At 65.8% G+C, this 26,351-nt stretch carries 25 protein-coding genes; 10 read left to right on the top strand and 15 right to left on the bottom strand.

The features are described 5' to 3' along the window. Nucleotides 1-45: 45 nt before the first annotated feature. Together A9995_RS08150 and glnA are read left to right on the top strand one after the other, a co-directional pair. Nucleotides 46-384 (top strand): P-II family nitrogen regulator, encoded by a 339-nt coding sequence (locus A9995_RS08150; RefSeq protein ID WP_067611269.1) that lies wholly within the window; start codon nt 46-48, stop codon nt 382-384. Nucleotides 385-463: 79 nt separating this feature from the next. Beyond that, on the top strand, nt 464-1,873 hold the full coding sequence (glnA, locus tag A9995_RS08155) for a type I glutamate--ammonia ligase (protein WP_067611272.1): 1,410 nt from the start codon (nt 464-466) through the stop codon (nt 1,871-1,873). An 80-nt stretch (nt 1,874-1,953) separates the two neighbouring features. On the opposite strand, the gene A9995_RS08160 is transcribed toward glnA, so the two are convergent. Both A9995_RS08160 and A9995_RS08165 read right to left on the bottom strand, forming a co-directional pair. Further along, nucleotides 1,954-2,628, bottom strand: coding sequence for a hypothetical protein (locus tag A9995_RS08160; RefSeq protein ID WP_067611275.1), 675 nt, complete (start codon nt 2,626-2,628; stop codon nt 1,954-1,956). Further along, on the bottom strand, nt 2,625-2,831 hold the full coding sequence (locus tag A9995_RS08165) for a helix-turn-helix transcriptional regulator (protein WP_067611279.1): 207 nt from the start codon (nt 2,829-2,831) through the stop codon (nt 2,625-2,627). Before A9995_RS08165 ends, A9995_RS08160 begins: the two co-directional genes overlap by 4 nt. A gap of 334 nt (nt 2,832-3,165) precedes the next feature. On the opposite strand from A9995_RS08165, the gene A9995_RS08170 reads away from it, so the two are divergent. From A9995_RS08170 to A9995_RS17035, 3 genes are all read left to right on the top strand, one after another. Then, nucleotides 3,166-3,762, top strand: a complete 597-nt coding sequence (locus A9995_RS08170; protein WP_067611282.1) for a lysozyme — start codon at nt 3,166-3,168, stop codon at nt 3,760-3,762. A 99-nt stretch (nt 3,763-3,861) separates the two neighbouring features. Continuing rightward, a complete protein-coding gene (locus A9995_RS17030; RefSeq protein WP_067611285.1) occupies nt 3,862-4,932 on the top strand; it encodes a hypothetical protein in 1,071 nt (356 codons plus the stop codon). Next, complete coding sequence (locus A9995_RS17035; RefSeq protein WP_067611288.1) at nt 4,929-5,528, top strand: fasciclin domain-containing protein; 600 nt, start codon at nt 4,929-4,931, stop codon at nt 5,526-5,528. Before A9995_RS17030 ends, A9995_RS17035 begins: the two co-directional genes overlap by 4 nt. Here the strand turns inward: A9995_RS17035 and A9995_RS08185 are convergent. The 4 genes from A9995_RS08185 to A9995_RS08200 form a co-directional block, all read right to left on the bottom strand. Continuing rightward, nucleotides 5,522-9,760 (bottom strand): translocation/assembly module TamB domain-containing protein, encoded by a 4,239-nt coding sequence (locus A9995_RS08185; RefSeq protein WP_067611291.1) that lies wholly within the window; start codon nt 9,758-9,760, stop codon nt 5,522-5,524. The two genes, A9995_RS17035 and A9995_RS08185, sit on opposite strands and share 7 nt — an antisense overlap. After that, nucleotides 9,760-11,880 carry an autotransporter assembly complex family protein gene (locus A9995_RS08190; RefSeq protein WP_233998137.1) on the bottom strand — a complete coding sequence of 707 codons (2,121 nt, stop codon included), beginning with the start codon at nt 11,878-11,880 and terminating at the stop codon, nt 9,760-9,762. Before A9995_RS08190 ends, A9995_RS08185 begins: the two co-directional genes overlap by 1 nt. A 10-nt stretch (nt 11,881-11,890) precedes the next feature. After that, nucleotides 11,891-12,757 (bottom strand): arginyltransferase, encoded by an 867-nt coding sequence (locus A9995_RS08195; RefSeq protein ID WP_067611294.1) that lies wholly within the window; start codon nt 12,755-12,757, stop codon nt 11,891-11,893. A 177-nt stretch (nt 12,758-12,934) separates the two neighbouring features. After that, the gene (locus tag A9995_RS08200; protein ID WP_067611298.1) at nt 12,935-14,176 is read right to left on the bottom strand and encodes a threonine ammonia-lyase; all 1,242 of its coding nucleotides are present in this window, start codon (nt 14,174-14,176) and stop codon (nt 12,935-12,937) included. A 156-nt stretch (nt 14,177-14,332) separates the two neighbouring features. On the opposite strand from A9995_RS08200, the gene A9995_RS08205 reads away from it, so the two are divergent. The 3 genes from A9995_RS08205 to A9995_RS17040 all read left to right on the top strand — a co-directional run bounded on the left by A9995_RS08205 (nt 14,333) and on the right by A9995_RS17040 (nt 16,787). Continuing rightward, nucleotides 14,333-15,985, top strand: coding sequence for an amidohydrolase (locus A9995_RS08205; protein ID WP_067611301.1), 1,653 nt, complete (start codon nt 14,333-14,335; stop codon nt 15,983-15,985). 230 nt (nt 15,986-16,215) lie between these two features. Continuing rightward, nucleotides 16,216-16,413, top strand: a complete 198-nt coding sequence (locus tag A9995_RS08210; protein WP_067611304.1) for a hypothetical protein — start codon at nt 16,216-16,218, stop codon at nt 16,411-16,413. A gap of 161 nt (nt 16,414-16,574) precedes the next feature. Continuing rightward, nucleotides 16,575-16,787 carry a hypothetical protein gene (locus tag A9995_RS17040; protein WP_067611310.1) on the top strand — a complete coding sequence of 71 codons (213 nt, stop codon included), beginning with the start codon at nt 16,575-16,577 and terminating at the stop codon, nt 16,785-16,787. A gap of 183 nt (nt 16,788-16,970) precedes the next feature. Here A9995_RS17040 and tatC read toward each other — a convergent pair whose 3' ends face one another. From tatC to A9995_RS08260, 9 genes are all read right to left on the bottom strand, one after another. Continuing rightward, entirely contained in the window at nt 16,971-17,741 is a 771-nt protein-coding gene (gene tatC, locus A9995_RS08220; RefSeq protein WP_199797244.1) for a twin-arginine translocase subunit TatC, read from the bottom strand. A 9-nt stretch (nt 17,742-17,750) separates the two neighbouring features. Further along, a complete protein-coding gene (gene tatB, locus A9995_RS08225) occupies nt 17,751-18,227 on the bottom strand; it encodes a Sec-independent protein translocase protein TatB (RefSeq protein ID WP_067611315.1) in 477 nt (158 codons plus the stop codon). 24 nt (nt 18,228-18,251) lie between these two features. Then, nucleotides 18,252-18,503: a twin-arginine translocase TatA/TatE family subunit gene (tatA, locus tag A9995_RS08230; RefSeq protein ID WP_067611317.1), complete on the bottom strand. Its 252-nt coding sequence runs from the start codon at nt 18,501-18,503 to the stop codon at nt 18,252-18,254. 59 nt (nt 18,504-18,562) lie between these two features. Next, complete coding sequence (scpB, locus tag A9995_RS08235; RefSeq protein WP_067611320.1) at nt 18,563-19,186, bottom strand: SMC-Scp complex subunit ScpB; 624 nt, start codon at nt 19,184-19,186, stop codon at nt 18,563-18,565. A gap of 2 nt (nt 19,187-19,188) precedes the next feature. Beyond that, nucleotides 19,189-20,016, bottom strand: coding sequence for a ScpA family protein (locus A9995_RS08240; RefSeq protein WP_233998139.1), 828 nt, complete (start codon nt 20,014-20,016; stop codon nt 19,189-19,191). Beyond that, complete coding sequence (gene nagZ / locus A9995_RS08245) at nt 20,013-21,032, bottom strand: beta-N-acetylhexosaminidase (protein ID WP_067611325.1); 1,020 nt, start codon at nt 21,030-21,032, stop codon at nt 20,013-20,015. The genes A9995_RS08240 and nagZ overlap by 4 nt, the downstream gene beginning before the upstream one ends. A gap of 90 nt (nt 21,033-21,122) precedes the next feature. Beyond that, nucleotides 21,123-21,806 (bottom strand): SPOR domain-containing protein, encoded by a 684-nt coding sequence (locus A9995_RS08250; RefSeq protein WP_082992582.1) that lies wholly within the window; start codon nt 21,804-21,806, stop codon nt 21,123-21,125. A 10-nt stretch (nt 21,807-21,816) separates the two neighbouring features. Further along, nucleotides 21,817-23,565 (bottom strand): arginine--tRNA ligase, encoded by a 1,749-nt coding sequence (gene argS, locus A9995_RS08255; protein WP_067611328.1) that lies wholly within the window; start codon nt 23,563-23,565, stop codon nt 21,817-21,819. Nucleotides 23,566-23,654: 89 nt separating this feature from the next. After that, the gene (locus A9995_RS08260) at nt 23,655-24,305 is read right to left on the bottom strand and encodes a hypothetical protein (protein ID WP_067611336.1); all 651 of its coding nucleotides are present in this window, start codon (nt 24,303-24,305) and stop codon (nt 23,655-23,657) included. A gap of 74 nt (nt 24,306-24,379) precedes the next feature. Here A9995_RS08260 and ispH point away from each other — a divergent pair, with 74 nt between their 5' ends. Together ispH and A9995_RS08270 are read left to right on the top strand one after the other, a co-directional pair. Next, nucleotides 24,380-25,351 carry a 4-hydroxy-3-methylbut-2-enyl diphosphate reductase gene (gene ispH / locus A9995_RS08265; protein ID WP_067611341.1) on the top strand — a complete coding sequence of 324 codons (972 nt, stop codon included), beginning with the start codon at nt 24,380-24,382 and terminating at the stop codon, nt 25,349-25,351. A 9-nt stretch (nt 25,352-25,360) separates the two neighbouring features. Beyond that, the gene (locus A9995_RS08270; RefSeq protein ID WP_067611347.1) at nt 25,361-26,347 is read left to right on the top strand and encodes a homoserine kinase; all 987 of its coding nucleotides are present in this window, start codon (nt 25,361-25,363) and stop codon (nt 26,345-26,347) included. Nucleotides 26,348-26,351 lie beyond the last annotated feature (4 nt).

Raw genomic sequence — 26,351 nt, forward strand, 5'->3', positions numbered from 1 at the left:
CCCTTGCGCATTCGTAGGTAGGCCGAAGACGGGGACGACCATCACGTGAAAAAAATCGAGGCCATCATCAAGCCGTTCAAGCTGGACGAGGTGAAGGAGGCGCTGCACGAAGTCGGCGTCTCGGGCATCACCGTGACCGAGGCCAAAGGCTTCGGCCGCCAGAAGGGCCACACCGAGCTTTATCGCGGCGCCGAATATGTGGTCGATTTCCTCCCCAAGGTGAAGCTCGAGGTCGTCGTCGCCGACGCGATCGCCGAGCGCACAGTCGAGGCGATCGCCAACGCCGCCCAGACCGGGCGCATCGGCGACGGCAAGATTTTCGTCTCGACGGTCGATTCCGCGCTGCGCATCCGCACCGGCGAGCGGGACGACGACGCAATCTGACCGCCCCGAACTGACCACTGCAAATCAGGGCGCGGCCTGCGCGTCCCACACAAATTTCATTCCGACGGAGAACACGATCATGGCAAGTGCAAAAGAGATCCTCAAGCGGATCGCAGACGAAGACATCGATTGGCTGGACCTGCGCTTCACCGACCCCAAGGGCAAGTGGCACCATCTCACCATGGTCGCGGGCGCCCTCGACGAGGACATGCTCGAGGACGGACTGATGTTCGACGGTTCCTCCATCGCCGGGTGGAAGGTAATCAACGAGAGCGACATGATCCTCAAGCCCGATCTCGAGCGGGTCTATCTCGATCCCTTCAGCGCCGAGGCGATGATGATCGTCTTTTGCGACATCGTCGAACCCTCGACCGGCGACTGGTATTCGCGCGATCCGCGCACCACCGCCAAGCGCGCCGAGGCCTATCTCGGCAATTCTGGGATCGGCGACACGATCTATGTCGGGCCCGAGGCCGAGTTCTTCATGTTCGACGATGTCCGCTTCGAGGATGGCTACGCCGGTTCGGGCTTCACGCTCGACGATATCGAACTGCCGACCAATTCGGGCCGCGAATACGAGAGCGGCAACATGGGCCACCGCCCGCGCGCCAAGGGCGGCTATTTCCCCGTCGCCCCGGTCGATTCCGCCACCGACATCCGCGGCGAGATGGTCGCCACCATGCTCGAGATGGGGCTGCCTTGCGACAAGCACCACCACGAAGTCGCCGCTGCGCAGCACGAGCTGGGGCTGACCTATTCGACGCTGGTCGAAACCGCCGACAACATGCAAATCTACAAGTATGTCGTCCACCAGGTCGCGCATGCCTATGGCAAGACCGCGACCTTCATGCCCAAGCCGATCAAGGACGACAACGGCTCGGGCATGCACACCCACATGTCGATTTGGTCCGAGGGCAAGCCGACCTTTGCGGGCAATGAATACGCCGGCCTGTCGGAGAACTGCCTGTTCTTCATTGCCGGCGTCATCAAGCACGCCAAGGCGCTGAACGCCTTCACCAACCCGACCACCAACAGCTACAAGCGGTTGGTCCCGGGTTTCGAGGCGCCGGTGCTGCTCGCCTACTCGGCGCGCAACCGCTCGGCTTCGTGCCGCATCCCTTACGGCGCGGGCGAGAAGGCCAAGCGGGTCGAGTTCCGCTTCCCCGATGCGATGGCCAATCCCTATCTCGCCTATGCGGCGCTGCTGATGGCGGGTCTCGACGGGATCCAGAACAAGCTCCACCCCGGCGAGGCGATGGACAAGAACCTCTACGACCTGCCACCCGCCGAGCTGGCCGATGTGCCGACCGTGTGCGGCTCCCTGCGCGAAGCGCTCGAGTCGCTCGAGGCGGATCACGAGTTCCTGCTCAAGGGCGACGTCTTCACCAAGGACCAGATCGACGCCTATGCCGAGCTCAAATGGGAAGAAGTCATCCGCATGGAGACCACTCCTTGTGCGGTAGAGTTCGACATGTATTACAGCGCCTGATAGGCCCAAGACTTCACCGAGGGGGGCGTCCGGAGCAATCCGGGCGCCCCTTCGGTTTTGTGAGTACAGTTTCGCCAGCTTCAGTTCGGCCCGCGCAGCATCAGCCCGCGGCGCGCGCCCTGCCAGAAACAGCCGATCAGCAGGAACACCGCAAACATCGTCAGCCAATCGAGCGGCGCGGGTGCGGCGACGAAGCCGGTGTGCGCCAGCAGCGCCCAGCCCCCACCAATCACCAGCAGCAGCGCGAAAGCGCTCCCCGTTGCATCGCGTGACAGCGCGCGCTGCATCTCGTCGGTCAGGCGCCGCGAGACCACGCTCAGAGCGGTGGCGCAGGCGATCAGGATAATCGCCCCGCCCGCACTTAGCAGTGGTGCCATCGGCCCGACCGGCCCCGACAGCGCCAGCAGGACGAGCGCCCCGCCCAGCGCCACCATGGCAAGCGAACTCAGGGTCAGCATGCGCCGCCCCTCGCGCAATTCGTCGGCATCCTCGACATTGAGGAATTTGGCGCCGGCCTTGGGACTGGCCGAGCCCAGCCCGACCGCCAGCCCGGTGAGGATGTAGAGTACCCCGACCAGACCGCCGATATCGCGCGAGGCGCCCAGCCCGTCCGCGCTGGTAATGTCGGTTAGGTTGAGAAACAGCAGCGAGGCGAGAAACCCGCTGATCGCACCGCCCGCGATCGGCAGCGCCAGCCGGCGAGCCAGCGATTTCTTCTTCGGGGTCGGTGCGGATGTTTGAGGTTGAGCAATCATTTTTCGGGCTCCCAATGGTCGATGAACAGGTCTGGCACCGCCACGCCAAACAGCTTGGCCGTGCGCAGCGCCAAAGGCAGCGAGGGATCGTATTTGTCGGTTTCGACCGCGTTGATGGTCTGGCGCGAGACGCCGAGCCGACGGGCCAGTTCGCCCTGGCTCCAGCCCTGCTGCTCGCGATAGCCCTTCAACCGGTTTTCCAACGAACCATCTCCTGCCTGACAAGAGCTCTTTACTGTAAAGACTTCTTGTCAGTCAAGAGCTCTTGTCAGGCAGGCGCTCTGCCGGGGAGTAAGGAGGCCGCAGGCCAACCCCTCGTAGGACCGGCGCGCTGGATTGCCGCGTCGCCTTCGGTTCCTCCCAATGAGGAGGTTGGAACCCGGCCAGCCCCGTTGGTGTAGAGCGCCGTCGCGACACGGTGCGCCGGCTCCGCTCGACTCCGCACGGGGCGAACGGATCGCGTAGAAACCATTTTCCTACACGCCCGCATTCTGCCTACTTATCGCGCCTCGATTCGGCTTGGAATGAGGTGGCAGCATGCAGCGCAGGACAATTTTCGATGCGGTACGGCGGATGCTCGGGCGCGGGTTCCGGCGGGCCGAGGTGGCGGCGCTCGACCGGGCCATCGACGCCGCGCTTGGCGATGCAAAGGGCAATGCATTGGCCCAGCCAAGCGCCATCGGCCCCGACGGCATAGCGCTGATCAAGCGCTTCGAGGGCTGCGCGCGGCGGCGCGGCGACGGGATGGTCGAAGCCTATTCCGACCCCGGGACCGGCGGCGATCCCTGGACCATCGGCTGGGGCGCGACCGGCGCGGGGATAGGACCGGGCACGGTGTGGACGCAGGCGCAATGCGACGAGCGGCTGGCCCGCGATCTGGAGCGCTTTGCCGCCGATGTTGCGCGCGCCATCGGAGGCGCGCCCACCAGCCAGCACGCGTTCGATGCGCTCGCCAGCTTCCACTACAACACCGGCGCGCTCGCCCGCTCGACCTTGTTGCGTTGCCACCTCGCGGGCGAATTTGCCGACGCCGCCAAGGAGTTCGCACGATGGAAGCACGCCGGTGGGCGAGTGATGGCGGGGCTGGTTCGCCGCCGGGCGGCCGAGGCGAAGCTCTACCTTGCAGGCAGATGAACCGCAGTTTGATGCGGGTTTGCCGGGTCGAATGCATTACCGACTGCTTGGAACCCGCTGGCTTGCGCCACGTTGGAAAAGGCAACCAGGAGTTAACCGATGTTTAGAATCAGTATTGGCGTTGCCGCGCTTGCGCTGGCCGCGTCGGGTACACTCGCCCAAAATACCGGCCAGCCAGCAGCGGAGCGGGCAGCGGAGCGGGCTGCCGAACAGCGCAGCGACCCACCCGGTGCGGAACGGCCCGGCAACGCCCGTGATCAGCGCGACGCGCAGCGTGGCACGGCTGCACCCGCCGAAAATTCGCAGCCTTCCAAAGTCGACCTGCGCCCCTTGCGCGAGATCGAACCCAAGGCGCAGCAGGTGGTCGGAGAAATACTCTCGAACCAAGACCGTCGCGAGGCGCGCGTTCCTCCGCAACCCGCCGCCGACCGGGCAGAGCCACCCGCGCGCAATCAACCCACGCAAACCGCAAACAGACTGCGCGACTTCTTTTCGCGCGACGGTCAGTCGCGAGACGGGCACGAAGGGGTATTCGAACGCATGCTCGCGGGCCCGCTCGATCGCACCGCGCGGATGCTGGTCCGCTGCCCGCCCGGGCTGGCGAAGACCGGCGGCTGCCAGGCTCCGGGACAGGCGAAATCCCGGTCCAGACAGCGCGAGAGCTTGCTGGGTACCGCCTATACGCCGCAACTGTTCGGGCTGCCCGGCTTCGATCCCGGGCGTTATCTCTATCGCGACGGTTTTCTTCTCCGGCTCGCCAATGGCGCCGCTGCTGACAAGGGGATCGCGGGCTATATCCCGCTGCTCGGCGGGGCGCTGGCGGGCGGCAACATATGGCCCGGCTCCTACGGCAGCCAGACCGTGCACGCCTACCTGATCGATTTCTACAATCTGGGCCAACCGGGGAGCTACCGCTATGCCGACAACACCCTTTACCGCGTCGATCCGCAGAGCGCTGTGATCCAGTCGGTGGTCGCGTTGCTGGTCGACGAGGACATCTCGGTCGGCGAGCCCCTGCCCGCGGGTTACGATGTCTACAACGTGCCCTACCCGCTCCGCGATCGTTACGCCGATTCGGCGGAAACGAACTATCGCTATGTGGATGGCTATGTTTACCGCGTCGATCCGGACACCCGGCTGGTCACCGCGGCGATCGATCTTTTGACATGAAGAAAATACGCCCGACAAGCCGCCCGATCCGGAACTGGCTCGGCGCGGCGCTGGTGCCACTGGTGCTGGCAACCGCCGCCTGTGGTTCGCCTGAAGAGTCCGAGCCCGCACGGCTGACCACCGATGGCGAGACGCTCTACCAGTCGATCGCCAGGCTTCAGGATCTGGGTACCACCTCCGAAGCGCTCTTGGTCGCCCAGCTCAGTGAAGTGTTCGATGGCGCGGGCAGCTACACGGTGCTCGCCCCGACCGATCCCGCCTTCGAAGCCCTGGGCGAGAACGCGGAGCGGTTGCTGACGCTGGAGGAACGCCCGTTGTTGGCGGGTCTGCTGCGCGACCATGTGCTGCCGGGCCATGTCACCCCGATCGCTATCCGGGCCGCGATCGAGCATGGCGGCGGCAGCGCCGCAATGACCACCCTCGGCGGCGGTGCGATCACTTTCCAACTCGACGGCGAGACCATCGTCGCGACCCACAGCAATGGTGCGGTCGCAAGGTTTGTCGGCGAGGCGGTCGAATCGAGCAATGGCGTGGTGGCCCCCATCGACGCAGTTCTGACTGCGCCAATGGCCCGTGCCGGGCCTCCTGCTCAGTAGTCGCGGCTGATTTCGGCGAGCACGCTTTCGCGTCCGATGGTCGAGATCGAGGCCAGCAGCGAAAGCCAGCTGGTAACGCGGAACTCCACCTCGGTCGCCGAATAGCCCTGCCCGTCGGTGATGATCTCGACGTAGAACCGCCGTCCGAAATTCTTGCCCAACGCCACCGCGGTGCCGCGGTTGAGCGCCGGATCGGCGCCAACGATCCGCAGCCGGTCGAGACCGATCGCGCTGCGCAGCTGGTTGATCGGGTCCATTCCGCCGCCGCCACGCAGACTCGCCAGCGCCGCGCCGAGCTGCAGGGCGTCGGTTGCCGAAAGCGTCGTGATCGAGCCGCCGAAGAGCAACCGCGCGAGGATCTCCTCCTCGGGCAGCGCGGGGTTGGATGAGAAGGTGATCTCGGGCTGCATGGCGTTGCCCGCCACCCTCACCTCGACATCGATACCGTTGGCTTCCGACTCCGCGAGGATATCGATCCGCGGATCGATCGGCCCGTTGACGTCGAACTCGATCACCCCGCGTTCGAGTTCGAAGCGTGTGCCGGCAAAGCTGTAGCTGCCGCGCACCACCCGCGCTTCGCCGCCGATGCGGGGCTCGTCGGTGGTGCCGCGCAGAATGATGTCGGCGCCCCATTCGCTGTCGAGACCCATGCCGTCGACATCGATCCGGCTCGGGCCCCGCGCATTGATGAGATAGCGCCACGGACGGCCCGCGGCGACGCGCGGCCCGGTGTCCGACGGCACGTTGATTTCGCGCGTGCTGATCCGCGGCAGCGCCATGTCCTCGGCACCGCTGCCCAGGCTCCAGCTCGCGCGATCGATGATGACGCGTCCGGCGATGGTCCCGCCCAGACCGTCGGAAACAATCCGCAGCGGCCCGGTGATTGTGGCGTCGAGCCCGTTGGCATTGAGCAGCCGCGCGTTGTGCGCAGAAGCGCGCAGGTCCAGTGTCGGTCCGCGCACCTCGAGGAACCGTCCTTCGACCCGTTCGCCCAGCCCGGCGAGATCGACGATGCCGCTGCCGTTGACCGTGCCGTCGTCACCGACCCGGCCCGAAAAGCTGGCCAGCCGCAGGCGCGAGCCGGTGAAGCGGCCCCTCACGCTTACATCGCGAATATCGGTGCCCGAGAGCGAACTGCGCACGCGCAGATCGTCGCTGCTCACCGAGCCGCGCACCTGCGGGTCGGCCAGCGTGCCCGTCGCGTTCGCAGCGATCGCCACCGGTCCGGTCAGGTCGAAGGCATCGATCGCGGCGAGCCGCCACAGGCTCTCGGCAGCGCCCTCGTAGCGCAATTGCGCAAACAGATCTCCTGCACGCAGGCGTTCGAGCACCAGCCCGGATTGCGGCAGGTCCGTGATCAGCGCCTGCAGCCGGCCCTGGCGGATATCCTCGTTGCGCAGCACTGCACGGGTCTGCAATTGGTTCGCGGTCAGCGTTGCAACCAGCGAGAGATCGACCGGGCGGCTCGACAGCACCAGCCCCGAACGGGTGAGATCGTCGACCTTTACCCGTGCCCGCCCGCGCGGCAATCCGTCGGGCCCGAGCGAATAGTCGATCGCGCCCGAGATCGTCCCGCCCAACCCCAGATCGGCGACGACGATATCGGCCAGCGACAGCGGCATTCCCGCCAGCTTGAGGTCGAGGCTCAGCTCCCCCCCGCCGAAGCGGCCAGCGGCAACCACAGCGCCATCGCCGTAGTCGAGCCGGGTCTGTTGCAATTCCCAGCCGCCGCCTTCGATCCGGTTCAACACCGCGCGACCGGGCATGGCGATGTCCTTGCCAGCGAATTCGCCGCGCGCTGCCAGCGTCACCCGCTCGGGGGTGATGCCCGCCTGAAGATCGAGCCGCAGGCTTCCACCACGACGCCCCGCCACCGAAGCATCGACCCGCCCGGTGCCATCGGTGACCTCACCCTGCGCAGCGAAGCGGCCGAGGAACAGCGTGCCATAGGTCAGTCCGGCACCGCGGGCGCTGCCCGAGAAGGTCGAGCTGCCCTCGGCGATCAACCCCTGCGCCTGGATATCGGCTCGGGCGATACGGATCGGGGTCGCGCCGCCGAAATTGGCGTTGCGGGCGCGTACATCGATGTCGAAGCCCTGTCCGCCGCCGCGCGGGGCCAGCGCGATGGTGCCATCGAGCCCGCCGCCGCTAAGCGCCAGATCGCCCGCGATACCGCCATCGAGCAGAGTGAGGTCCCCGGTGACTTGGGAGTCCGAGACGGTCAGCCGTTCGATCTCGATCCGCACCGGCGCACCCGCGGGAGCGACAAGCCCGAGCACGCCGTCAAAGGGACCCAGCGTCGAGCCGCCCTGGGTTTCGATCCGGAAGCCATCCCCGACCGGCGAGATCGCCACGCGGACGTCGGTCAAGCCGGCCGCCGGGAGCGGATCGGCAAACACCAGCACCGCTTCGGGTCCTGCGTCGGTCAGTTGCGCCTCGACGGTGAAGGGTCCGTAATCGACATGGCGCCCGCTTCCCGCAACCGTCGTGCCGCCCGGTCCGACCCGGCCATCGAGCCGGGCGGTGAGCTTGGCCGCATCGATCCGCAATTCCTGGAACACCAGAGGCGCGTTGGCCCCGATGCGGATCCCGCCGCGGACCCGGATCGGATCGCCCGCCAGATTGGCAAGGGTGGCATTGGCGACCGGCGCAATCCGCGCATCGACATTGGCCGCGATATTCCATGTCCCCGGCCCGATCGCCACGGTAAAGCGCGCGCCGCCGTTGACCCCGCCGACATCGTCGAAAGCCAGCTGGCGCGCCCGGACATCGCCCATCAGATTGTAGGTACCCGCCCCCAGATCGCCCTGCAGCGCAAGCCGCGCATCTGCGGTGGGGAAGGAAAGTTCGAGGTTGTCGGACAGCAGCCGGTCGCCCTGCAGCACCAGCGTGCCACCCACGCGCCCGCGCACGAGCCGCGGGTCGAGCATATCGTTGCCCGTGGCAATCCGCTGCACCGCAGCGTTGATCGGTACGGTCCAGCGGACCCCGTCATAGGTCGCAAGGCCACTCTGGGTAAGCCCCTCGATGCGGGTTTCGCCCGAGGTCAGGCGACCGATCTCGAGTGTGTGTTCGATGGCAATATCGTCGAAGGCACCATCAAGCGTCGCGATCACCCGCGTATCGTCCAGACGCAGGTCTTCGCTGAACACGGTCGGTTCGAGCAGCCGCGCGTCGAGCGAGAAATCGGAGATGCGGTTTTCGGCGAGATCGACGACGCCGCGCGCGCTCCCCGCCAGTGCATCGGAGCGGAAGGCGTAGCTGCCTTCGACCCGGCGATCGTCGATAGTCGCTACGGCCTTGAGCGAGACGGTGCCGCCGGCAAGCCGCGCGGGCAGGCCCTCGAGCAGACCATCCGGGCGCGCCTGTCCGACCAGCGAGAAGCGGCCGCCGCGATTGGTCAGCTTGAACGCGCCGAAGCTCTCCTCCTCGCGCCGCACCGCCAACGCGCCGTCCCAGCGGCTCCAGCTGCCCGCACCTGCGACCCGGGCGCGGTAGGCGGCATCGGTTCCGAGCAGCCGCGAGATCGTACCGCCTTCGGGTGCGCGATAGTCGAGCCCGAGATCGAACACATCATTATCGGGCGCGGCATCGACGAGCATCGCAAATCGGTCGGTGCCAAGACCGCCCCGCGCCGTCAGCTTCAGGCGCCGGTCGCGAACCTGTACTTCGGCGAGCAGGCTGAGCGTCTCGGCGCGATCGCCGACGATCCCCTCGGCCAATGTCAGGCGGTCGATCTCGAACCGATCGATTGCGATGTCGAAGCCGGGCAGGATCGGGCCGTCTTCCTCACTCGGGAGGAATTCCGGAATCCGCATCAGCGTGGCGCGGCGACCAGTGAAGCTGTCGATGTCGAGCGTATTGTTGAGCCAGCCGCCCGGGTTCCAGTCCACCTCGGCGCGAGGGATGGTCATGAAAGGGCCTTGTGGGTCGGACAGTACCACGTCGTGCAGCACTGCCGCGCCGTAGAGATTGCCTTCGATCCGGCCGATGCGGATGTTGAGCCCGTTGGGCAGCGTCTGCTGTGCAATGCGATTGGCCAGAAAACGCTCGCCGATCGGCGTATTGAGGAGAACCACTGCACCGACGATCGCCAGGACCAGCGCGCCGAGGATGCCCACCACCCATTTGCTCACCCGCTTGCGCCGCGTCCACGGCCTGCGCCCGGCAGGTTCCTGCGCGGTTTCCGGTTCGGCTTCCGCCTGGGGGGGCAGTTCCGTCTCGTCGGCCATCAGAACGCCTGTCCGAGCGAGACATAAACCGCGACCGGCGCATCGCCCTCTTCGGGGTTGAGCGGGACGCCGACATCGACGCGGATCGGTCCGAAGCCGGTGTAATAGCGTACCCCGATGCCAGCACCGATCTTGATCTCGGAGAAGTCGGGGGTGACCGAAGTGCTGACCGAACCGGCATCGATGAAGGGCACGATCGCGACCGCACCGTCCATGAAGCCGGTGCGGATGCGGGCTTCGATGCCGACCTCGACTACGCTGCGACCGCCGCTGGGCTCGCCCAGATCGTCGCGCGGGCCGATCTCGCGGAAGCCGTAGCCGCGCACTGAACCGCCGCCGCCAGCGTACAGCCGTCGCGAGGGGGCGATGTTGCGCAGATCGGTCCCGACGATCGAGCCGTAGGCCGCGCGTCCGGCGATCACGAAGCCTTCGCGCAGTTCCTGATAATAGCTCGCATCGGCGCGGCCGCGCAGATAGAAACTCTGCACCCCGCGATTGCGCGACACCTCGGGCGAAAGCCGACCCGAGAGACGGAAGCCTTCGGACGGATCGAGCAGATCGTCGGTGGTATCGATCTGCGCGTAAGCGGGAATGGCAGCGATGAAGTAGGTCTCGCGCGGCTGGCTGACCCCATTGGTGGCCGGGGGGCGTTCCTGCGTCGCGACCAGTTCGCCGCCTATCGACCAGCTCAGCGGCTTCTGGAACAAGAGCGTCGAAATCCGCTCGTAGGTCGCAACCAGCGCGGCGGTGCGCGCTTCGAAGGCGGGACTGTCGATCGTGCTGGCGTAGGCGTCGATGTTGAGGATCCGGTCGCGACCGCCGAAATTGTTCTTGCGCACGGTGACGCCGGCAAGCTGTTCCTGCGTGCCGGCGATGCCGCGAATGCGAAGCATGCCTTCGGGCGGGAAGAAATTGCGGTGCTCCCAGCTCGCCTGGAGCCGGATGCCTTCTTCCGAGCCATACCCGATCGCCCCCGCGATGGTGCGCAGATCGGCCTGCTCCAGCGCGACGTCGATATCCACCACACCCGGCTGGCCCTCGCTCGGAGGCGTGACTTCACGTGGAGTGATCGTGACCGTCGACACAAGCCCCGTGGCGGTCACCGCGCGGCGCAGGTCGAGTTCCAGGCTACGCTTGAAAGTATCGCCCGGTTCGAACCGCGCGATAGTGCCCAGATGGCGGCTAGAGAGGAAGTCCGGATCGCTGCTGACGACATTGCCGAAAACATACTTGCCGTTCGGCGTCACCGGCAGGGTAAGATCGCCCTCTTCGCGCTCATGGTCGATCAGCAGTTCGGGCGCGTCGATTTCGGCGAAGGGATAGCCGGTCTCGCCCAGCGCGGTATCGAGATCGAGCTGTTCCTCGATGATCTTGTCGCTCTGGAGGAAATCGCCGCTCTGGATCTCGAAAGCCGCACGCAGGGCTTCGGCGTCGGGGGCTGCCGACAGCGAACCCAGATCGATTGCGCCAAAGCGATAGCGTTCGCCGGGAATGATGTCGAAGCGCACGATCGGCCGCTCGCTGGCGGTGTCTTCGCCTGCATCGCGCGAGCCGATCGAACGGATTACCCGCCCGTCGTAATAGCCATAGACACGCAGCAGATTGTCGAGCAGCTCCTCGTCCTCGCGCGCCCGCGCGGAGAGCTGAGCGATATTGTCGTCGTCGGTATCGAGAACCCGAATGGTGGACAGCGCCTCGAACCGTTCGATGAAATCGACACGCCCGCCGAATGGCGGCTCGCGCTGCGGAAAACCGAGCACCAGATCGTCCGAAATCTCGATGATTTCAGCACCGCTGAATGCGACCTGCGGTCCGGCGATTTCGAGGTCGACGAACTCGACCTCTTCGGGCGCTTCGACATCCTCGATCGGCGGCAGTTCGATGTCTTCGGGCCAGGCGAGATCCATGCCGGGCGGATCGGCCATCGGCGTATCGGGATCGACTACAGGGTCGTCAGGCAGGTCCTCGCCCTCGGCACCCAGATCTGCCCATGCGTCGGGATTTTCGACCGCGCTGTCGGGAATCAGTTCCTCGAGCGAGGGCTGACCGCTTTGCGCCTGAACGGAAACCGGCGCCACCAGCGCTATCACGCAGGCAGCGGCCAGCAAACGTGCAGGCAAAGAATGGGCGTCAGCCGACCAGGTCGAATGCGGCAGGGAGCGCGTCCTTCTGCGGGCGCCCATCGATACGCTTGCGAGCGGAACCGGTGTCGGAATCACCCGATCGGGGCGCGGTGGCCGCGGCGATAAGCCGTCCGTGCTCCTCATCGGAAATGCGCTCCCATCCGGCACGTGTCAGCCGCTCGAGCGGCCGGAACCGCACCTTGTATTGCATGCGTTCGGCGCCCTCGACCCAATAGCCCAGATAGACATAGGGCAGGCCGCGCGCGGCTGCGCGCCGCATATGATCGAGGATGATGAATGTGCCAAGCCCAGAACGGTCCTCATGCTCCGGGTCATAGAAACTGTAGATCATCGACAGCCCGTCACCCTGCTCGTCGGTGAGGCATGCGCCGATCAGGCGACCCGGTTGCGACCCTACACCCGGTTCCCTGTATTCGATCACATAGCTGGAAACGGGAGTGTGTTCCACCATATCCGCAAAGTCGCTCTCCTCCATCTGCGTCATGCCGCCACCGGGGTGGCGAACAGAGAGGTATTTCTGGAGGAGTTCGTATTGTTCCGGCGTTGCCCAGGGGCGGCATTCGGTGGTGACGATGTCGCGGTTGCGCTTCATCAGCCGCTTCTGCGAGCTCGACGGCTTGAACTCTTCCGCCACAACGCGGACCGATACGCAGGCCTGGCAATCGAGGCAGCTGGGGCGATAGGCGACGGTCTGGCTGCGACGGAAACCGATCCGGCCGAGCGCCTCGTTCAGCTCATCCGCGTTCTCGCTGCGCAGTTCGGTGAAGACCTTGCGCTCGCTGCGGCCCGGCAAATACGGGCATGGCGCGGGCGAGGTCACGAAGAAGCGGGGGAAGCGGATCGGGGCGGTCACTGTGTGCTCTTTCCTCTCGCGGGATCGGGCGGATTAGCCTGCTAGGCCAATTTATGCATGTTTCGCCGCGCCGTTAAAAGCTTCTTAACCACGAAAGAGAGATTTCGGCCCCCAAATGCGTCGCGGGGTTCCGGTTTGGGACAGGCCGTGGCCGATTGTCGCCGAGCGGTCGATTTGTCAGTCGAGCTCAACCTTGCCCACCGAATAGCCCTTGGCGCGCAACGCCTCGATCAGGCCCTCGAGCTGGGCGGCGTCGCGCGCTTCGCATTCGATCTCGGTGAACAGTCCCTTCGCGGGAAGCGAGGTGAATATCCGCTGGTGGTGGATCTCGAGAATGTTGACATTGTGCGCGTCGAACACGCCCATTACCGCATAGAGAGCCCCCGGCCGGTCCTGCAGCTGGATCTTGAGCCGCGCGATCCGCCCGGCCCGCGCGAGGTCGCGCAGCAGCACATTGGCGAGCAGCCGCGTGTCGATATTGCCCCCGCACAGCACCAGTCCGACCTTCTTGCCCCTGAAGCGCTCGGGATTGGCCAGCACCGCGGCAAGCCCGGCTGCGCCCGCGCCTTCGACCACGGTCTTCTCGATCTGCAACAGCAGCGCCACCGCGTGCTCGAGCGCGGGTTCGCTGACCAGCAGGATGTCGTCGACCAGCGCCGCGATGATCTGCGAGGTGAATTCACCGGGCGCCTTGACCGCGATCCCCTCGGCCAGAGTGTCGCCGCCGCAGACCGCCTCCTCGCCGCGCAGCCTGGCGAACATGGACGGGTAAAGCTGCGCCTGCACCCCGACCATCTCGATGGCCGGATTGATCGCGCTGGCGACGGTCGCCATCCCGCTCATCAATCCACCGCCACCGATCGGCACCACCAGGCAATCGAAATCGGGCTGCGCCTCGAGCATCTCGAGCGCGACCGTCCCCTGGCCCGCCGCGACATCGGGATGGTCGAAAGGATGGACGAAGGTCAGCCCCCGCTCCTTCTCCAGCTGGCGGGCATGGGCATAGGCCTCGTCGAAGGTCTCGCCGAACAGTTCGACCTGACCGCCGACGCTCTCGGTCTGCATCACCTTCACCGTCGGCGTGGTCTTGGGCATGACGATGGTGACCGGCACGCCCAGCCTTGTGCCGTGATAGGACAGCCCCTGGCTGTGGTTGCCCGCCGAGGCCGCGATAACCCCGCGCGAACGCCGTTCCTCGTCGAGCAGCAGCAAGGCGTTGAGCGCCCCGCGCTCCTTGTAGGCGGCGGTGAACTGCAAATTCTCGAACTTGAGCCAGATATCGGCGCCGGCGATCTGCGACAGCGTGCGCGAATGCAGCATCGGCGTCGCGACCACCTGCCCCGCGATTCGCGCTGCGGCAGCGCGCACGTCGGCCAGCGTCAGTTGCTGGGTGGCGGAGGTGTCATCGGACCGGCTCATGCGCGTCGCCCTAGTCCGGGCATCACCGACGCGCAATCGTGGAGGCGCGCAATCGCGGAGCCGCGCAATCGTGGAAAGGTCTTGCGGCTTTCCCGCTTTGCCGTAACCCCGGCGCTTCGCACTTCCACAGCAAGCCACGATTTCGGTGTCTCTCGCATGATCCGCATAACCCTCCTCGCCTGTGCCGCCGCCCTGTTCGCCACTCCCGCCGCCGCCGACCAGCTGATCGAGAATGTCGATGGCGTGCGGATCGACGAAGACGGCAAGATCGATCGCTTCACCGCGCTGCTGATCGACGACGGTGGCCGGGTGAAGGCGGTCTACGATCGCAACGACGAGCGGCCCAGCGATATCGACTATCTGCTCGACGGCGAAGGCCGGGTGATGCTTCCGGGCATGATCGACGCGCATCTCCATGTCATGGGGCTCGGCCTCGCGCGGCTGACGCTGGATCTCTCCGATACCAATTCGCTCGACGAGGCGCTGACGAAAATCCGCGAGTTTGCCGACGACAATCCCGGTCGCCCGTGGATTCTCGGACGCGGCTGGAACCAGGAAAAATGGGGCCTGGGCCGCTTCCCGACCGCCGCCGAACTCGACAGTGCCGTGTCCGACCGACCGGTGTGGCTGCAACGCGTCGACGGCCATGCCGCCTGGGGCAACACCCGTGCCTTGGAAGCCGCGCAGATCACCGAAGCAACCAGCGATCCCGCCGGTGGCCGGGTCGAACGCCTCCCCGGATCGCGCATGCCTTCGGGTGTCTTCGTCGATGCCGCCGAAGAGCTGGTCCAGCGTGTAGTCCCGGCCCCGCGCCCGGCCGAGCGCGATCTCGCTTTCCAGCGGGCGCAGGAGGTCCTCCATTCGATGGGCGTGACCGCCGCCGCTGACATGGGCACCTCGATCGAGGACTGGCAGACCTTCCGCCGCGCCGGGGACAACGGTCGGCTGACGCTGCGGATCATGTCGTATGCAACCAGCGCGGACACGATGGAACTGGTTGCCGGCTCGGGCCCCACGCCCTGGCTGTATGACGACCGGCTGAAGCTCAACGGCGTGAAGCTCTATCTCGATGGCGCGCTCGGTTCGCGCGGGGCGTGGCTCAAGCAGCCCTATGCCGACGATCCGGGCAACACCGGTCTGCCGCTGATGAGCCCGGCGCAATTGCGCAACATTCTGGTCCGCGCCTCCAACGGCGGGTTCCAGGTCGCGTTGCATGCCATCGGCACCGCAGCCAATGCCGATGCGCTGAGTGCGGTGCATGAAATCGCCGACAGCTTTCCCGGCGACCGCCGCTGGCGCATCGAACACGCGCAGATCCTCGATCCGGCGGATATCCGCCTGTTCGGCGAACACGGCATCATCGCTTCGATGCAGCCGGTCCACCAGACCAGCGACCGGACCATGGCCGAAGCGCGGCTGGGCCCGGATCGCCTCGATGGCGCCTATGCGTGGCGCAGCATTGCCGCCACTGGCGCGCCGCTGGTCTTCGGATCGGACGCTCCGGTCGAATCGCCCGATCCCTTCGCCGGGCTCGCTGCCGCCTTCACCCGCACCGACGCAGACGGTCAGCCGTTCGGCGGCTGGCGCCCGGAAGAACGGGTCGGCCGTGAAGACGCACTGGCCGCCTTCACCAGAGACGCTGCCTTCGCAGGCTTTGCCGAAGGACGCTTCGGGCAGCTTGTTATCGGCGAACGGGCGGATTTCGTGCTGGTCGATCGCGATCCGCTGCTGGCCACGCCGGAAGAGCTGCGCAACACGCGCGTGCTGCAGACCTGGATCGGCGGCAGACAAGTGTATAAGGCGGAATAGTTGCGCGGCGCGCTCTGGCCTCGATAGGCTCCCTGCGTTATGACCCAGATGGCTGGGCAAATAAGGCAATTAAGGTTGTGGCAACCACTTCTCATCTAGGGCGCCGTCCGCTCTGCGAAGGTGGTGCTCGGTTGCACTTCGCGGGGCAAAATCTGTTCGGAAGGTTGCGCCAGGCCCGTCCCGAAACACTCCTAACGACAAGGGTTCGTTGCATGGTTCGTAAATTACTGATGGCCGCAGCCGCCGCTTCTCTGATTGCCGGCCCGATCGCCGCGCAGGAAACCGCGAGCACTACCCGCCAGAGCGCCCCCGTTTCCGGGGAAAGCGAACTTGGCGGGGATTCGCCGCTGATATACCTCATCGGCATTGCCGTGGTGGCCGCTTCCATCGTCTTTCTTTCGGAAGACGATGATCCGGTAAGCCCCTGATTCGGCAACTCCAAGCAAATTGGGGTGATCGTTTCGCCCGGGACGCAGGATGGCCCCCAAGGCTCTTTATGCTAGCCCGATTTTATGTTGCACTTGGCCGATAGTTCACTTAAAGGCCCCTGTGATCGAGACAGGTAAAGTTCTCGTAAGGAGATTGAAGAATGAAGTTCCGTTTTCTCGCCGCAGCCGCTGCTGCCGTAACCATGGCCGCTACCCCGGCAATCGCCGCCGACCGCGTCTCTGCGCCGGTCGAGGGTGAATCCGAAATCGGTGGCGGTGTTTCGATCATCGTCGCTCTGCTTGCCGCTGCTGCGGTTATCGGTGGCATCTTCATCGCCGTCGACAATGGCGACGACGACGCCGTCAGCCCGTAAGCGACTGCGACATTCTGATTAACGGAACGGGGCCTTCGGGCCCCGTTTTTGTTGTGTCCGGTGTTCGCGGCTCTGTATCAGCCGGTTTCGGCACCGGCGTCTGCGGAGGGCACGGCAAGCACCCCACCCAAATGCAGTGGGGTACGGATCGCGATACCAAAAGTGGGGAAGCCAAGAGCCGAGCTACTCGGTCGCGGCATCCTCTGGTTCGGCCGCTTTGCGGTCGAAGAACCACATCATCGCCAGCGACAGCTCGAACAGCAGCAGCAGTGGCACAGCCAGCAGCAATTGCGATCCCGGATCGGGGGGCGTGATGATCGCTGCGAACGCGACTACCAGCACGACCACATAGCGGCGCGCGCTCACCAGTTGCGCGCGGGTAACGATCCCGGCGCGATGGAGCAGCAGCAAAAGCACCGGGAGCAGGAAGCTGATCCCGAAGGCCAGGATGAACTGCATCACCAGGCTGAGATAATCGCTTGCGCTTGGGAGCGCCTGGATAGTCATCCCCCCGGCCTCGCCCTCGAAAGCCAAAAACCACCGGAACGCGGTCGGCATGACCACGAAGTAGGCCAACGAGGCGCCCGCCGCAAACAGGACCGGGGTAGCGAAAAGAAACGGCAGGAAGGCGCGCTTTTCCTTCGCATAGAGCCCGGGGGCGATGAAGGCCCACAACTGGTTGGCGATGATCGGGAAGCTGATGCAGAACGCCGCAAAAAGCGACACCTTCAGCTCGACGAAGAACACTTCATACAGCTTGGTGAAGATCAACTGCCCCTGATCGCCCTGAAACGCGCCCTTGAGCGGCTGGATCAGGAACCCGAGGATGTCGTCGGCAAAATACAGACACACGCCGAACGCCACTGCCAGCGTAAGCACGCAGCGCACCAGCCGTCCGCGCAATTCGACCAGATGGTCGAGCAACGGGGCCTGGCTCTCGTCGATATCCTTCATCACGGTGGCTCAGCCGTCCTTCTTCGGGGCTGCGGGCTTGGGGCCTGCTGGCTTGGAGCCTGCGGGATCAAGAGGCAGCGAGGGCTGTTCGGCGTCCGTCGGGTCGGTTGGGCTGCCATCTTCGGCTGGGCCTTTGGGCCGGGCGCGCGCGATGGCGGCTTCGGCGCGAGCGTCGTAATCGTCGGTTGCCGCAGCGTCCTTGCTCGAAGCCTGCTGCGGGAGCGGTTCCATCGCGGGCGGGACGTCGCTGCCGGAGGATTCGGCCATGATGCGATCATTGCGTTCGCGCCATTCCTTCTCCGCATCCTCGAGTTCGGCCTCGCGGATCATCGTGTCGATCCCGCTGCGAAAATGCGCGGACATCCGCCGCATCTTGCCGATCCAGCGCCCTGCCGTCCGCAAGGCGCGGGGCATTTCCTTGGGACCGATGACGAGGATCGCAACGATCACGATCACCAGCAGTTCGCTGGCGCCGATATCGAACATGGCGCTAGTCCTCTAGACCGGGCTTCAACGCCCGGCTTCGGTGGGGTCGGCGGGCTTGGTCTCGGTCACCGTCTCGCCAGCCGGCTTGGCCTCGTGCCCTGGGCCTTCGATCCGCGGAGAGGGGCCATCCGAGGCCTGCTCTTCCTCGGTCATGCCCTTCTTGAAGCTTTTGATGCCCTTGCCGAAATCTCCCATCATTTCGGAGATTCGCCCGCGCCCGAACAGGACCAGGATAACGAGGGCGATGATGATGAGCTGCCAGGGGCCGAGCGACATGGGATTACCTTTTTCGTAGCGTTGCGCCCCATATAGCGATCCCCGCGGGTTCGCGCCAGTCAGGCTTCACTGCGCCCGCCTTCTTCGAGGCCGGATTCATCCTCGTCGTCGGGATCGACCACCTCGTCATCTCCGATCAGCGCGTCATAGGCCTCCTCGACCGGATCGAGCAGGCCGGTGGCGCGCAATTCGTCGATCCCCGGCAGGTCGCGGCGGGTGCTGAGACCGAAATGGTCGAGAAACTCGGGAGTGGTGGCGTAGATCGTCGGGCGCCCGGGCGCTTCGCGCCGGCCAGCGATCTTTACCCAGCCAGCCTCCATCAGGACGTCGAGCGTTCCTCCCGAGGTCTGCACCCCCCGGATCGATTCGATCTCCGCGCGGCTGACCGGCTCGTGATAGGCGATGATCGCGAGCACCTCGGTGGCGGCGCGGCTGAGCTTGCGGGTCCGTTCGCTCTCCCGGCGGAGCAGGTGGGCGAGATCGGGCGCGGTCTGGAAATGCCAGCGCTTGCCGCGCTCGACCAGGCGGATGCCGCGTTCGCTATAATGCTCCGCCAGATCGCGCAGGCTGGAGCGGATCTCAGCCAGCGGGGCGTCGCCGAGAAAGCCCGCCAGCGCTTCCGCACTCATCGGCTCTTCGGCAGCGAACAGCGCCGCCTCCACCCCGCGCGCGAGATCGTCCATGCTCATGCCTTGATCCGGCGCAGGCGCAGCGGTCCGAAGATTTCGTCCTGCGCCAGCTCGGCCCGGCCCATCTTGGCCAGTTCGAGCGCGGCGACGAAGCTCGAAGCCAGCGCCGAGCGGCGCAGCCGCGGCTCGGCATGCGGCGGCAGGAACTCGCGCAGTTCCATCCAGTCGAGCGTCACTCCGAGCATCGCGGAGACCCGGCCAAGCGCGCTGTCGAGCGACATCACCGGTCGGTCGCGGACCATGTGGACCGCAGGCGCGGTGCGCGCCTTGACCCGGCCATAGGCCTCGATCAGCGCGTATTGGTCGCATTTCCACCGCGTCAGGTGCTCGATCCGCAAGCCCTCGGGTGCACCGCGCAGGAAAACGTCGCGCTCCAACCGGTCGCGCCCCATCAGCCGCGCCGCCGCCTCGCGCATCGCGCCCAGCCGTTGCAGGCGCAATTGCAGCTTGAGCGCCAGTTCTTCGGCGGATGGCTCCTCCTGCTCCTCTTTGGGAAGCAGTAGCGAGGATTTGAGATAGGCCAGCCAGGCTGCCATCACCAGATAGTCAGCCGCCAGCTCCAGCTTCAGCGCGTCGGCCTGATCGATGTATTCGAGATATTGATCAACCAGCGCAAGGATCGAGATCTGGCGCAGATCGACCTTTTGGCGCCGCGCAAGGTCGAGCAGCAGGTAGAGCGGCCCGGCCCAGACATCGAGGTCGAGATAAAGCGCATCCTCGGGCTCGTTCGTCCTGTGCGCCGTATCTTCGGACCAATCCTCGCCCCCAGCCGCTCCCGCCGCGGCCTCATGCGGCAGATCGAGGAGCAGCTCGTCCTGTTTCACGCAGCCTCCCCGGCGAGCGCCAGCAGCGCGTCGCGCTTGGCGATCAGTTCGCGATGATCGAAACTCTCGGGCGCCTCCCCCATGGCAGCGAGCGCGCGTTCGAGCCGTGCCAGGCCTGGCGCGCCCATGGCGCCGCAGCGCTCGGCGATGCCGATCATGTCCTCCATCCGCGCCCAGCAATTGAGAACGACATCGCAGCCGGCGGCGATCGCCTGTTCCGCGCGTTCCGGGATGGTCCCGTTGAGCGCTTCCATGTCGATATCGTCGGTCAACAGCAGGCCATCGAAGCCGATCCTGCCGCGGATTATCTGCTCGATGATGACCGGAGACAGCGTGGAAGGCCGTTCGGCGTCCCAGGCGGTGAAGAGCAGGTGCCCGGTCATCCCCAGTGCCGCCCGGTTGAGCCGGATAAAGGGCGCGAGATCGTGCGCGAGTTCTTCGTCGCTCGCCGTGACCGCCGGCATCTCCTTGTGGGTATCGACCACCGATCGCCCGTGCCCTGGCATATGCTTGATGCACCCCAGCACCCCGGCCTTCGCGAAGCCATCGAGGATTGCCCGGCCCAGCGCCGCGACCTGCATCGGCTCGTGGCCGAGCGCGCGATCGCCGATGACATCGTGCGCACCCGGCTGCGGCAGATCGAGCGGCGGATGGAAATCGACGGTAATCCCAACTTCGGCGAGTTCGAGCGCGAGCGCGTGGGCGTTGATCCGCGCCGCCTCGATCGCGCTGGCCGGGGCTATCCGGTAAAGCCGGTCGAACACCGCACCGGGCGGAAAGGCGCTCCATTCGGGCGGCTTCATCCGCGCGACCCGCCCGCCTTCCTGATCGATACCGATGAAAAGCTTCTCGCGACCGTGGATGGCGCGCAGATCGTCGGTCAGTGCGCGCAATTGGGCGCGGGTCTCGCAATTGCGCGCGAACAGGATGTAGCCGACCGGATCGGCCTCGGCGAAGAAGGCGCGCTCATCCTCCGTCAGGTTGGGGCCGCCAATTCCGAAGATCGCAGGTGTCATCGGAACAGAATCGCAGCTTCACGCTGCTTTCGCAAGCGAGCCGTCACGCCGGATGTGGAAATCGACCGGGCTTTCGCTGCCCTGCCGCGCCTATTTTACGGTGCAGGGCAAACCATCGCCATTGAGCGCCTGGCACATCCGCCGCGCGTTAGCTGCGTCGCCGGCGGCGGCCTGGAGGCGGAACACGGTGCCGATATCGGCACGCCCCTCGACGATGCGATAATCGACACCGGACAGGACTTCGGTCTGTCGGATCAGCGTGCTCCAGCCGGTCTCGGCATCCGCGCGACTGGAATAGGCGCCGACCTGCACCGCGGTCCCCGCAGGGAGCGGGCCGGAGCGCGGCGGAGCCGGTTGGCTCGGCGCGTCGTCGGTCGGTTCCGCAGCAGGCTCGGGTGTCGCCGGTGCCAGTCGGCCCTCGCGGGTCTGGCCCTCGCCCACCGCAAAGCTGGTATCGCCGGTCCCCGCAAAAGTCTTGCCGCCTTCATTTTCCGGACGCACGCGATAGGGCTCGGTGGGTGCCTCGATCAGCGAACCATCGGGTTCGGGGCCGCCCGTTGCGCTGTTGGTGGCCCACCAGATGCCGCCCACGATCAGCCCGAGCACCACGATCATCAGCAGACCGATCCCGATCAGCCGGGTGGTGTCGAAGCCCTGCTCGTGGCCGTCGTCGTCATCGACCGATTCCAGCCACGGCAGGCTTTCGCCGTCACGGCCCAGATCGAGCTCTTCGCCCGGATAGGTCTGTGTATCTCCGTCTTCGCCCGCAATCACCCGACGCCCCTTACATTTCCTCGACGGCCTCGACGCCCAAGATGGCAAGGCCGTTGCGTATCACCTGCCCCACTTGCGTGGCCAGGAACAGCCGCGCTGAAGTCAGTGTCTCATTGTCGGACTGGATCATCCGCAGCGAGCTATCGTCGTTACCCGCGTTCCAGAAACTGTGGAAGGCGCTGGCGAGGTCATTGAGATAAAAGGCGATCCGGTGCGGTTCGCGCGCCTGGGCGGCGGCTTCCACCATCCGCGGGAACTGCGCCGCCTCACGGATCAGCGCCAGATCCGCCTCGCCCAGCAGCTCCAGCGCGTCGGAAGCAGGCGCGAGGCCCTGTTCCGCCGCCTTGCGCAGCGTCGAATGGATTCGCGCATGGGCGTATTGCACATAGAAAACCGGATTGTCCTTCGAGGCTTCGACCACCTTGGCGAAGTCGAACTCCATCTGCGCATCGGGCTTGCGGGTCAGCATGGTGAAGCGCACCACATCCTTGCCCACTTCCTCGACCACATCGGCGATGGTGATGAAATTGCCGCTGCGCTTGGACATCTTCACCGGTTCGCCGCCGCGCATGAGCTTGACCATCTGGACCAGCTTGACGTCGAAGGGTACATCGCGCCCCGCACCCTTGGTCAGCGCGGTGACCGCGGCGGTGATCCGCTTGACCGTGCCGGCATGATCCGCGCCCCAGATGTCGATCAGCGCATCGGCGGTCTCGGCCTTCTGGAAGTGATAGGCCAGATCGGCGCCGAAATAGGTCCATTTGCCGTCGGACTTGCGGATCGGGCGATCCTGATCGTCGCCGAACCTGGTGGAACGGAACAGCGGCAGTTCGACCGGCTCCCAGTCTTCCGGCGGAGCCTTGCCCTTGGGAGCCTCTAGCTCGCCATCGTAAACCAGATCCTGCGCACGCAGCCAGGCTTCCGCCTCCTCTGGCTTGCCCGCCGCCTGCAGCGCCGCTTCGGACGAAAACACGTCGTGCTCGATGCCCAGCTTGGCCAGATCGGCGCGGATCATCTCCATCATCGCCGCGACCGACGCGGCACGGAACTGCGCGAGCCACTCCGCTTCGGGAGCCTCGAGATAGCGATCGCCATATTCGCCCGCCAGATACTCGCCGACCGGCTTGAGGTAGTCGCCGGGATAGAGCCCCTCGGGGATGGTGCCGATATCCTGCCCCAGCGCCTCGCGATACCGCATATGCGCCGAGCGCGCGAGCACATCGACCTGGCCGCCCGCATCGTTGACGTAATACTCGCGGATCACGTCATGGCCCGCGAAGGCGAGCAGATCGCACAGTGCATCGCCCACCACCGCGCCGCGGCAATGGCCCATATGCATGGGTCCGGTCGGGTTGGCCGAGACGAATTCGACGTTGACGCGCGTGCCGCGCCCCTTGGTGGAGCGACCGTAACCGTCGCCCAGAGCGGCGATGGTGGCCAGTTCACGCAACCAGACATCCTGCGTCAGGCGGATGTTGATGAACCCCGGCCCGGCGATATCCGCCGCAGTGATGTCCGGATCGCGCGCCAGATGCGCGACGATCTTGTCCGCCAGCGCGCGCGGATTGCTTTTCGCCTGTTTGGCCAGCACCATCGCGGCGTTGGTCGCCAGATCGCCATGCGCCGGATCGCGCGGCGGCTCGACCGCGACATTCCTGCGGTCGCTATCGGGCGGAAGGTCGCCTTCCATCTCGAGCGCGTTGAGCACCGCATCGATCTTGGCGGCGTAATGGGCGTGGAGGGTCTGCGTCTCGGTCATGTCTCAGCCAGGCTGCGCGCCCGCGGGGAACGCGTACGGATCGAACCGTGGGGTGCAATGGCGCTGCCGAAGCGGCGTCGCCATGCGATCTAGCGCGTTGCGTTGTAGGCGAGCTGCTCTTCGGTCAGCTGGAAACCGACCAACAGCTCGAAGGTGGCGCGCTCAATCGCCGCGCGGACCGTCGGATCGGCCAGCGGATCCAGCGCGGCATCGGGATCGCCTGCGCGGCGGCGGCGGGTGATCTGCTCGCGGATTTCGGCCGGCAGCGTCGCTTGGGCGCGATCGACAAAGGCACCGGCGGTCGCACGGGCGCTCGCGCGGGCTTCACCGTCTGCAAACGCGAACGTCACCGTGCCGACCCGCTTGGTCACCACCGAGCTTCCGCCGCGCAGGACGGTGGAGAAATAGGGCAGCGTCACCTGGCGTGCACCGCGCGTGTCGCTGCGGCGCGCCTGAACGTCGAAACCGGCCTCGGAATAGATCCGGTCGCCCGTTTCGTTGCAGGTGGAACGGACATTGGTGATCGTTGCCGTCACATCGATATCGCTCGCCAGCCGCGATTGCGGATCGCGGAACACGGTGACGTCGCCGGTGTAATCGGGCACGCCGACCGCAGGGCAGACGCTTCGCACGGCGGTAATGCCGACACCCTGATCGACCACGAGATCACCTTCGCTGGCACAGGCGGCGAGGCCAAGACCGAGGGCGATCGCGGGAAGCTGGCGGAAGCGGAAAGTCATGCGTGTCGTATCCCTCGAATTCCTATGGTCGCATCCCCTAGCGAGGGCGCACGCAAAGCGCTAGGGGGAGGCTTATGAATGCCCCCTTGCAACCCGCGAGCCTCAGACCGACGCTCACCCTGCTCATCGCCGCGCCGCGCGGATTCTGCGCCGGTGTCGACCGCGCCATCGAGATCGTCGAGCGCGCGCTCGAGAAATACGGCGCTCCGGTCTATGTGCGGCATGAAATCGTCCACAACCGCTATGTGGTCGAGGGACTGAAGGCCAAGGGCGCGGTCTTCGTCGAGGAACTCGACGAGGTCCCCGACGACATGCCGGTGGTGTTCAGCGCCCACGGCGTACCCAAATCGGTCCCTGCCGAGGCGGAACGGCGCAAGCTGCTCTATGTCGATGCCACCTGCCCGCTGGTCAGCAAGGTCCACCGCCAGGCCGAACGCCAGCTCGAGAAGAAGCGTCATATCCTGTTTATCGGGCATTCGGGCCATCCCGAAGTCATCGGGACTATGGGCCAGGTGCCCGAAGGCCAGATGACCCTCGTCGAATCGGTCGAGGACATCGAGAGGCTGCCCTTCACCACGCAGGACGAGCTCTCCTATCTGACGCAGACCACGCTGTCGGTGGACGACACCGCCGAGATCATCGCCGCATTGGAAGCGCGCTTCCCGCAGATCCAGGGGCCCAAGGCCGAAGATATCTGCTACGCCACCAGCAACCGTCAGGCGGCGGTCAAGCGGATCGCCCCGGCCAGCGATCTGGTGCTGGTGATCGGCTCGCCCAATTCGTCGAACTCGCTCCGGCTGGTCGAGGTCGCCGAGCGGCTGGGCGCCAATGCGCGGCTGATCCAGCGCGCCGACGAGATCGAGCCCGAATGGCTCGACGGCGTGGGCACGCTCGGGCTGACCGCGGGCGCCTCCGCACCCGAAATCCTGGTCCGCGAAGTCGTCGAGCGCATCTCGCAATGGCGCGACGTCCACGAACAGACGATCAAGGCAGCGGAAGAGAAGATGGTCTTCAAGCTCCCGCGACAGCTCACCGATCCGGACTGACCTGCCCCCGTGGCGGTCTACACCCATCTCGCTTCGGAAGATCTGGCCACGCTGATCGCCGCCTATGATGTCGGCGAACTGGTGTCGGCCAAGGGCATCGCGGAGGGCGTATCCAACAGCAACTGGCTGGTTGAAACGAGCGGAACGGACGGTCCCGGTAAAATGGGGGGCGGCGCACGCTTTATCCTGACGATGTACGAAAAGCGTACCGATCCTGCCGAACTGCCGTTTTTCCTCGGCCTGCTCGACCATCTCGCGGCCCAAGGCTGCGCGGTCCCCGCGACGATCCACGACCGCGACGGCGCGGCGTTTCGCAGTCTCGGCGGCAAGGCGCTTGCGCTGATCGAATATCTACCCGGCATCTCGCCCGATACCCCCAGCCCGCAGCAAGCCCATGCAGTGGGCGCGGCGCTGGCGCGGGTGCATCGCGCGGCGGCGGATTTCGATGGTACGCGCGCCAATGATCTGGATGTTCACGGCTGCTTGGCAATCCTCGAACGGTGCGGCGAATCGCGGCTGGCGGAGATAGATCTCGAGCTGACGAAATGGCTCGGCGAGGCCCGCAAGCTCGTGGCGCGCTGGCCGCAGGACCTCCCGCGCTCGATCATCCATTCGGATCTCTTCCCCGACAATGTTCTCATGCTCGGCGCACGAGTGACCGGACTGATCGACTTCTATTTCGCCTGCGACGACATGATGGCCTACGATCTTGCGGTCACCCATGCCGCCTGGTGTTTCGATCGCCACGGCACGAAATTCGCGACCGAGATCGGGCAAGCGCTGGTCGCGGGGTATGAATCGGTGCGCCCGCTCGAGCCCGGCGAGCGCGAGGCATTGCCGCTGCTGGCGCAAGGGGCCTGCCTGCGCTTCACCGCCAGCCGCGCGCAGGACTGGCTCGACACCCCCGCCGACGCGCTGGTCACCCGCAAGGATCCGATGGATTTCGTCCGTCGCTGGAAATATTACGCCGAGCATGGGAATCGGGCCTTCGCCTAAGCCC

It is taken from the genome of Erythrobacter sp. QSSC1-22B, assembly GCF_001678665.1.
GTDB lineage: Bacteria > Pseudomonadota > Alphaproteobacteria > Sphingomonadales > Sphingomonadaceae > Qipengyuania.

What these genes read in the sequence shown, in the direction of transcription:
- tatC (WP_199797244.1), bottom strand. Translation starts at nt 17,741, where the DNA reads ATGAAGGATATCGACGAGAGCCAGGCCCCGTTGCTCGACCATCTGGTC.
- A9995_RS08185 (WP_067611291.1), bottom strand. Translation starts at nt 9,760, where the DNA reads ATGGCCGACGAGACGGAACTGCCCCCCCAGGCGGAAGCCGAACCGGAA.
- tatA (WP_067611317.1), bottom strand. Translation starts at nt 18,503, where the DNA reads ATGTCGCTCGGCCCCTGGCAGCTCATCATCATCGCCCTCGTTATCCTG.
- A9995_RS08200 (WP_067611298.1), bottom strand. Translation starts at nt 14,176, where the DNA reads ATGAGCCGGTCCGATGACACCTCCGCCACCCAGCAACTGACGCTGGCC.
- A9995_RS17030 (WP_067611285.1), top strand. Translation starts at nt 3,862, where the DNA reads ATGTTTAGAATCAGTATTGGCGTTGCCGCGCTTGCGCTGGCCGCGTCG.
- ispH (WP_067611341.1), top strand. Translation starts at nt 24,380, where the DNA reads ATGAATGCCCCCTTGCAACCCGCGAGCCTCAGACCGACGCTCACCCTG.
- A9995_RS08160 (WP_067611275.1), bottom strand. Translation starts at nt 2,628, where the DNA reads ATGATTGCTCAACCTCAAACATCCGCACCGACCCCGAAGAAGAAATCG.
- A9995_RS08170 (WP_067611282.1), top strand. Translation starts at nt 3,166, where the DNA reads ATGCAGCGCAGGACAATTTTCGATGCGGTACGGCGGATGCTCGGGCGC.
- argS (WP_067611328.1), bottom strand. Translation starts at nt 23,565, where the DNA reads ATGACCGAGACGCAGACCCTCCACGCCCATTACGCCGCCAAGATCGAT.
- A9995_RS08210 (WP_067611304.1), top strand. Translation starts at nt 16,216, where the DNA reads ATGGCCGCAGCCGCCGCTTCTCTGATTGCCGGCCCGATCGCCGCGCAG.
- A9995_RS08205 (WP_067611301.1), top strand. Translation starts at nt 14,333, where the DNA reads ATGATCCGCATAACCCTCCTCGCCTGTGCCGCCGCCCTGTTCGCCACT.
- A9995_RS08260 (WP_067611336.1), bottom strand. Translation starts at nt 24,305, where the DNA reads ATGACTTTCCGCTTCCGCCAGCTTCCCGCGATCGCCCTCGGTCTTGGC.
- glnA (WP_067611272.1), top strand. Translation starts at nt 464, where the DNA reads ATGGCAAGTGCAAAAGAGATCCTCAAGCGGATCGCAGACGAAGACATC.
- nagZ (WP_067611325.1), bottom strand. Translation starts at nt 21,032, where the DNA reads ATGACACCTGCGATCTTCGGAATTGGCGGCCCCAACCTGACGGAGGAT.
- A9995_RS17040 (WP_067611310.1), top strand. Translation starts at nt 16,575, where the DNA reads ATGAAGTTCCGTTTTCTCGCCGCAGCCGCTGCTGCCGTAACCATGGCC.
- A9995_RS17035 (WP_067611288.1), top strand. Translation starts at nt 4,929, where the DNA reads ATGAAGAAAATACGCCCGACAAGCCGCCCGATCCGGAACTGGCTCGGC.
- tatB (WP_067611315.1), bottom strand. Translation starts at nt 18,227, where the DNA reads ATGTTCGATATCGGCGCCAGCGAACTGCTGGTGATCGTGATCGTTGCG.
- scpB (WP_067611320.1), bottom strand. Translation starts at nt 19,186, where the DNA reads ATGGACGATCTCGCGCGCGGGGTGGAGGCGGCGCTGTTCGCTGCCGAA.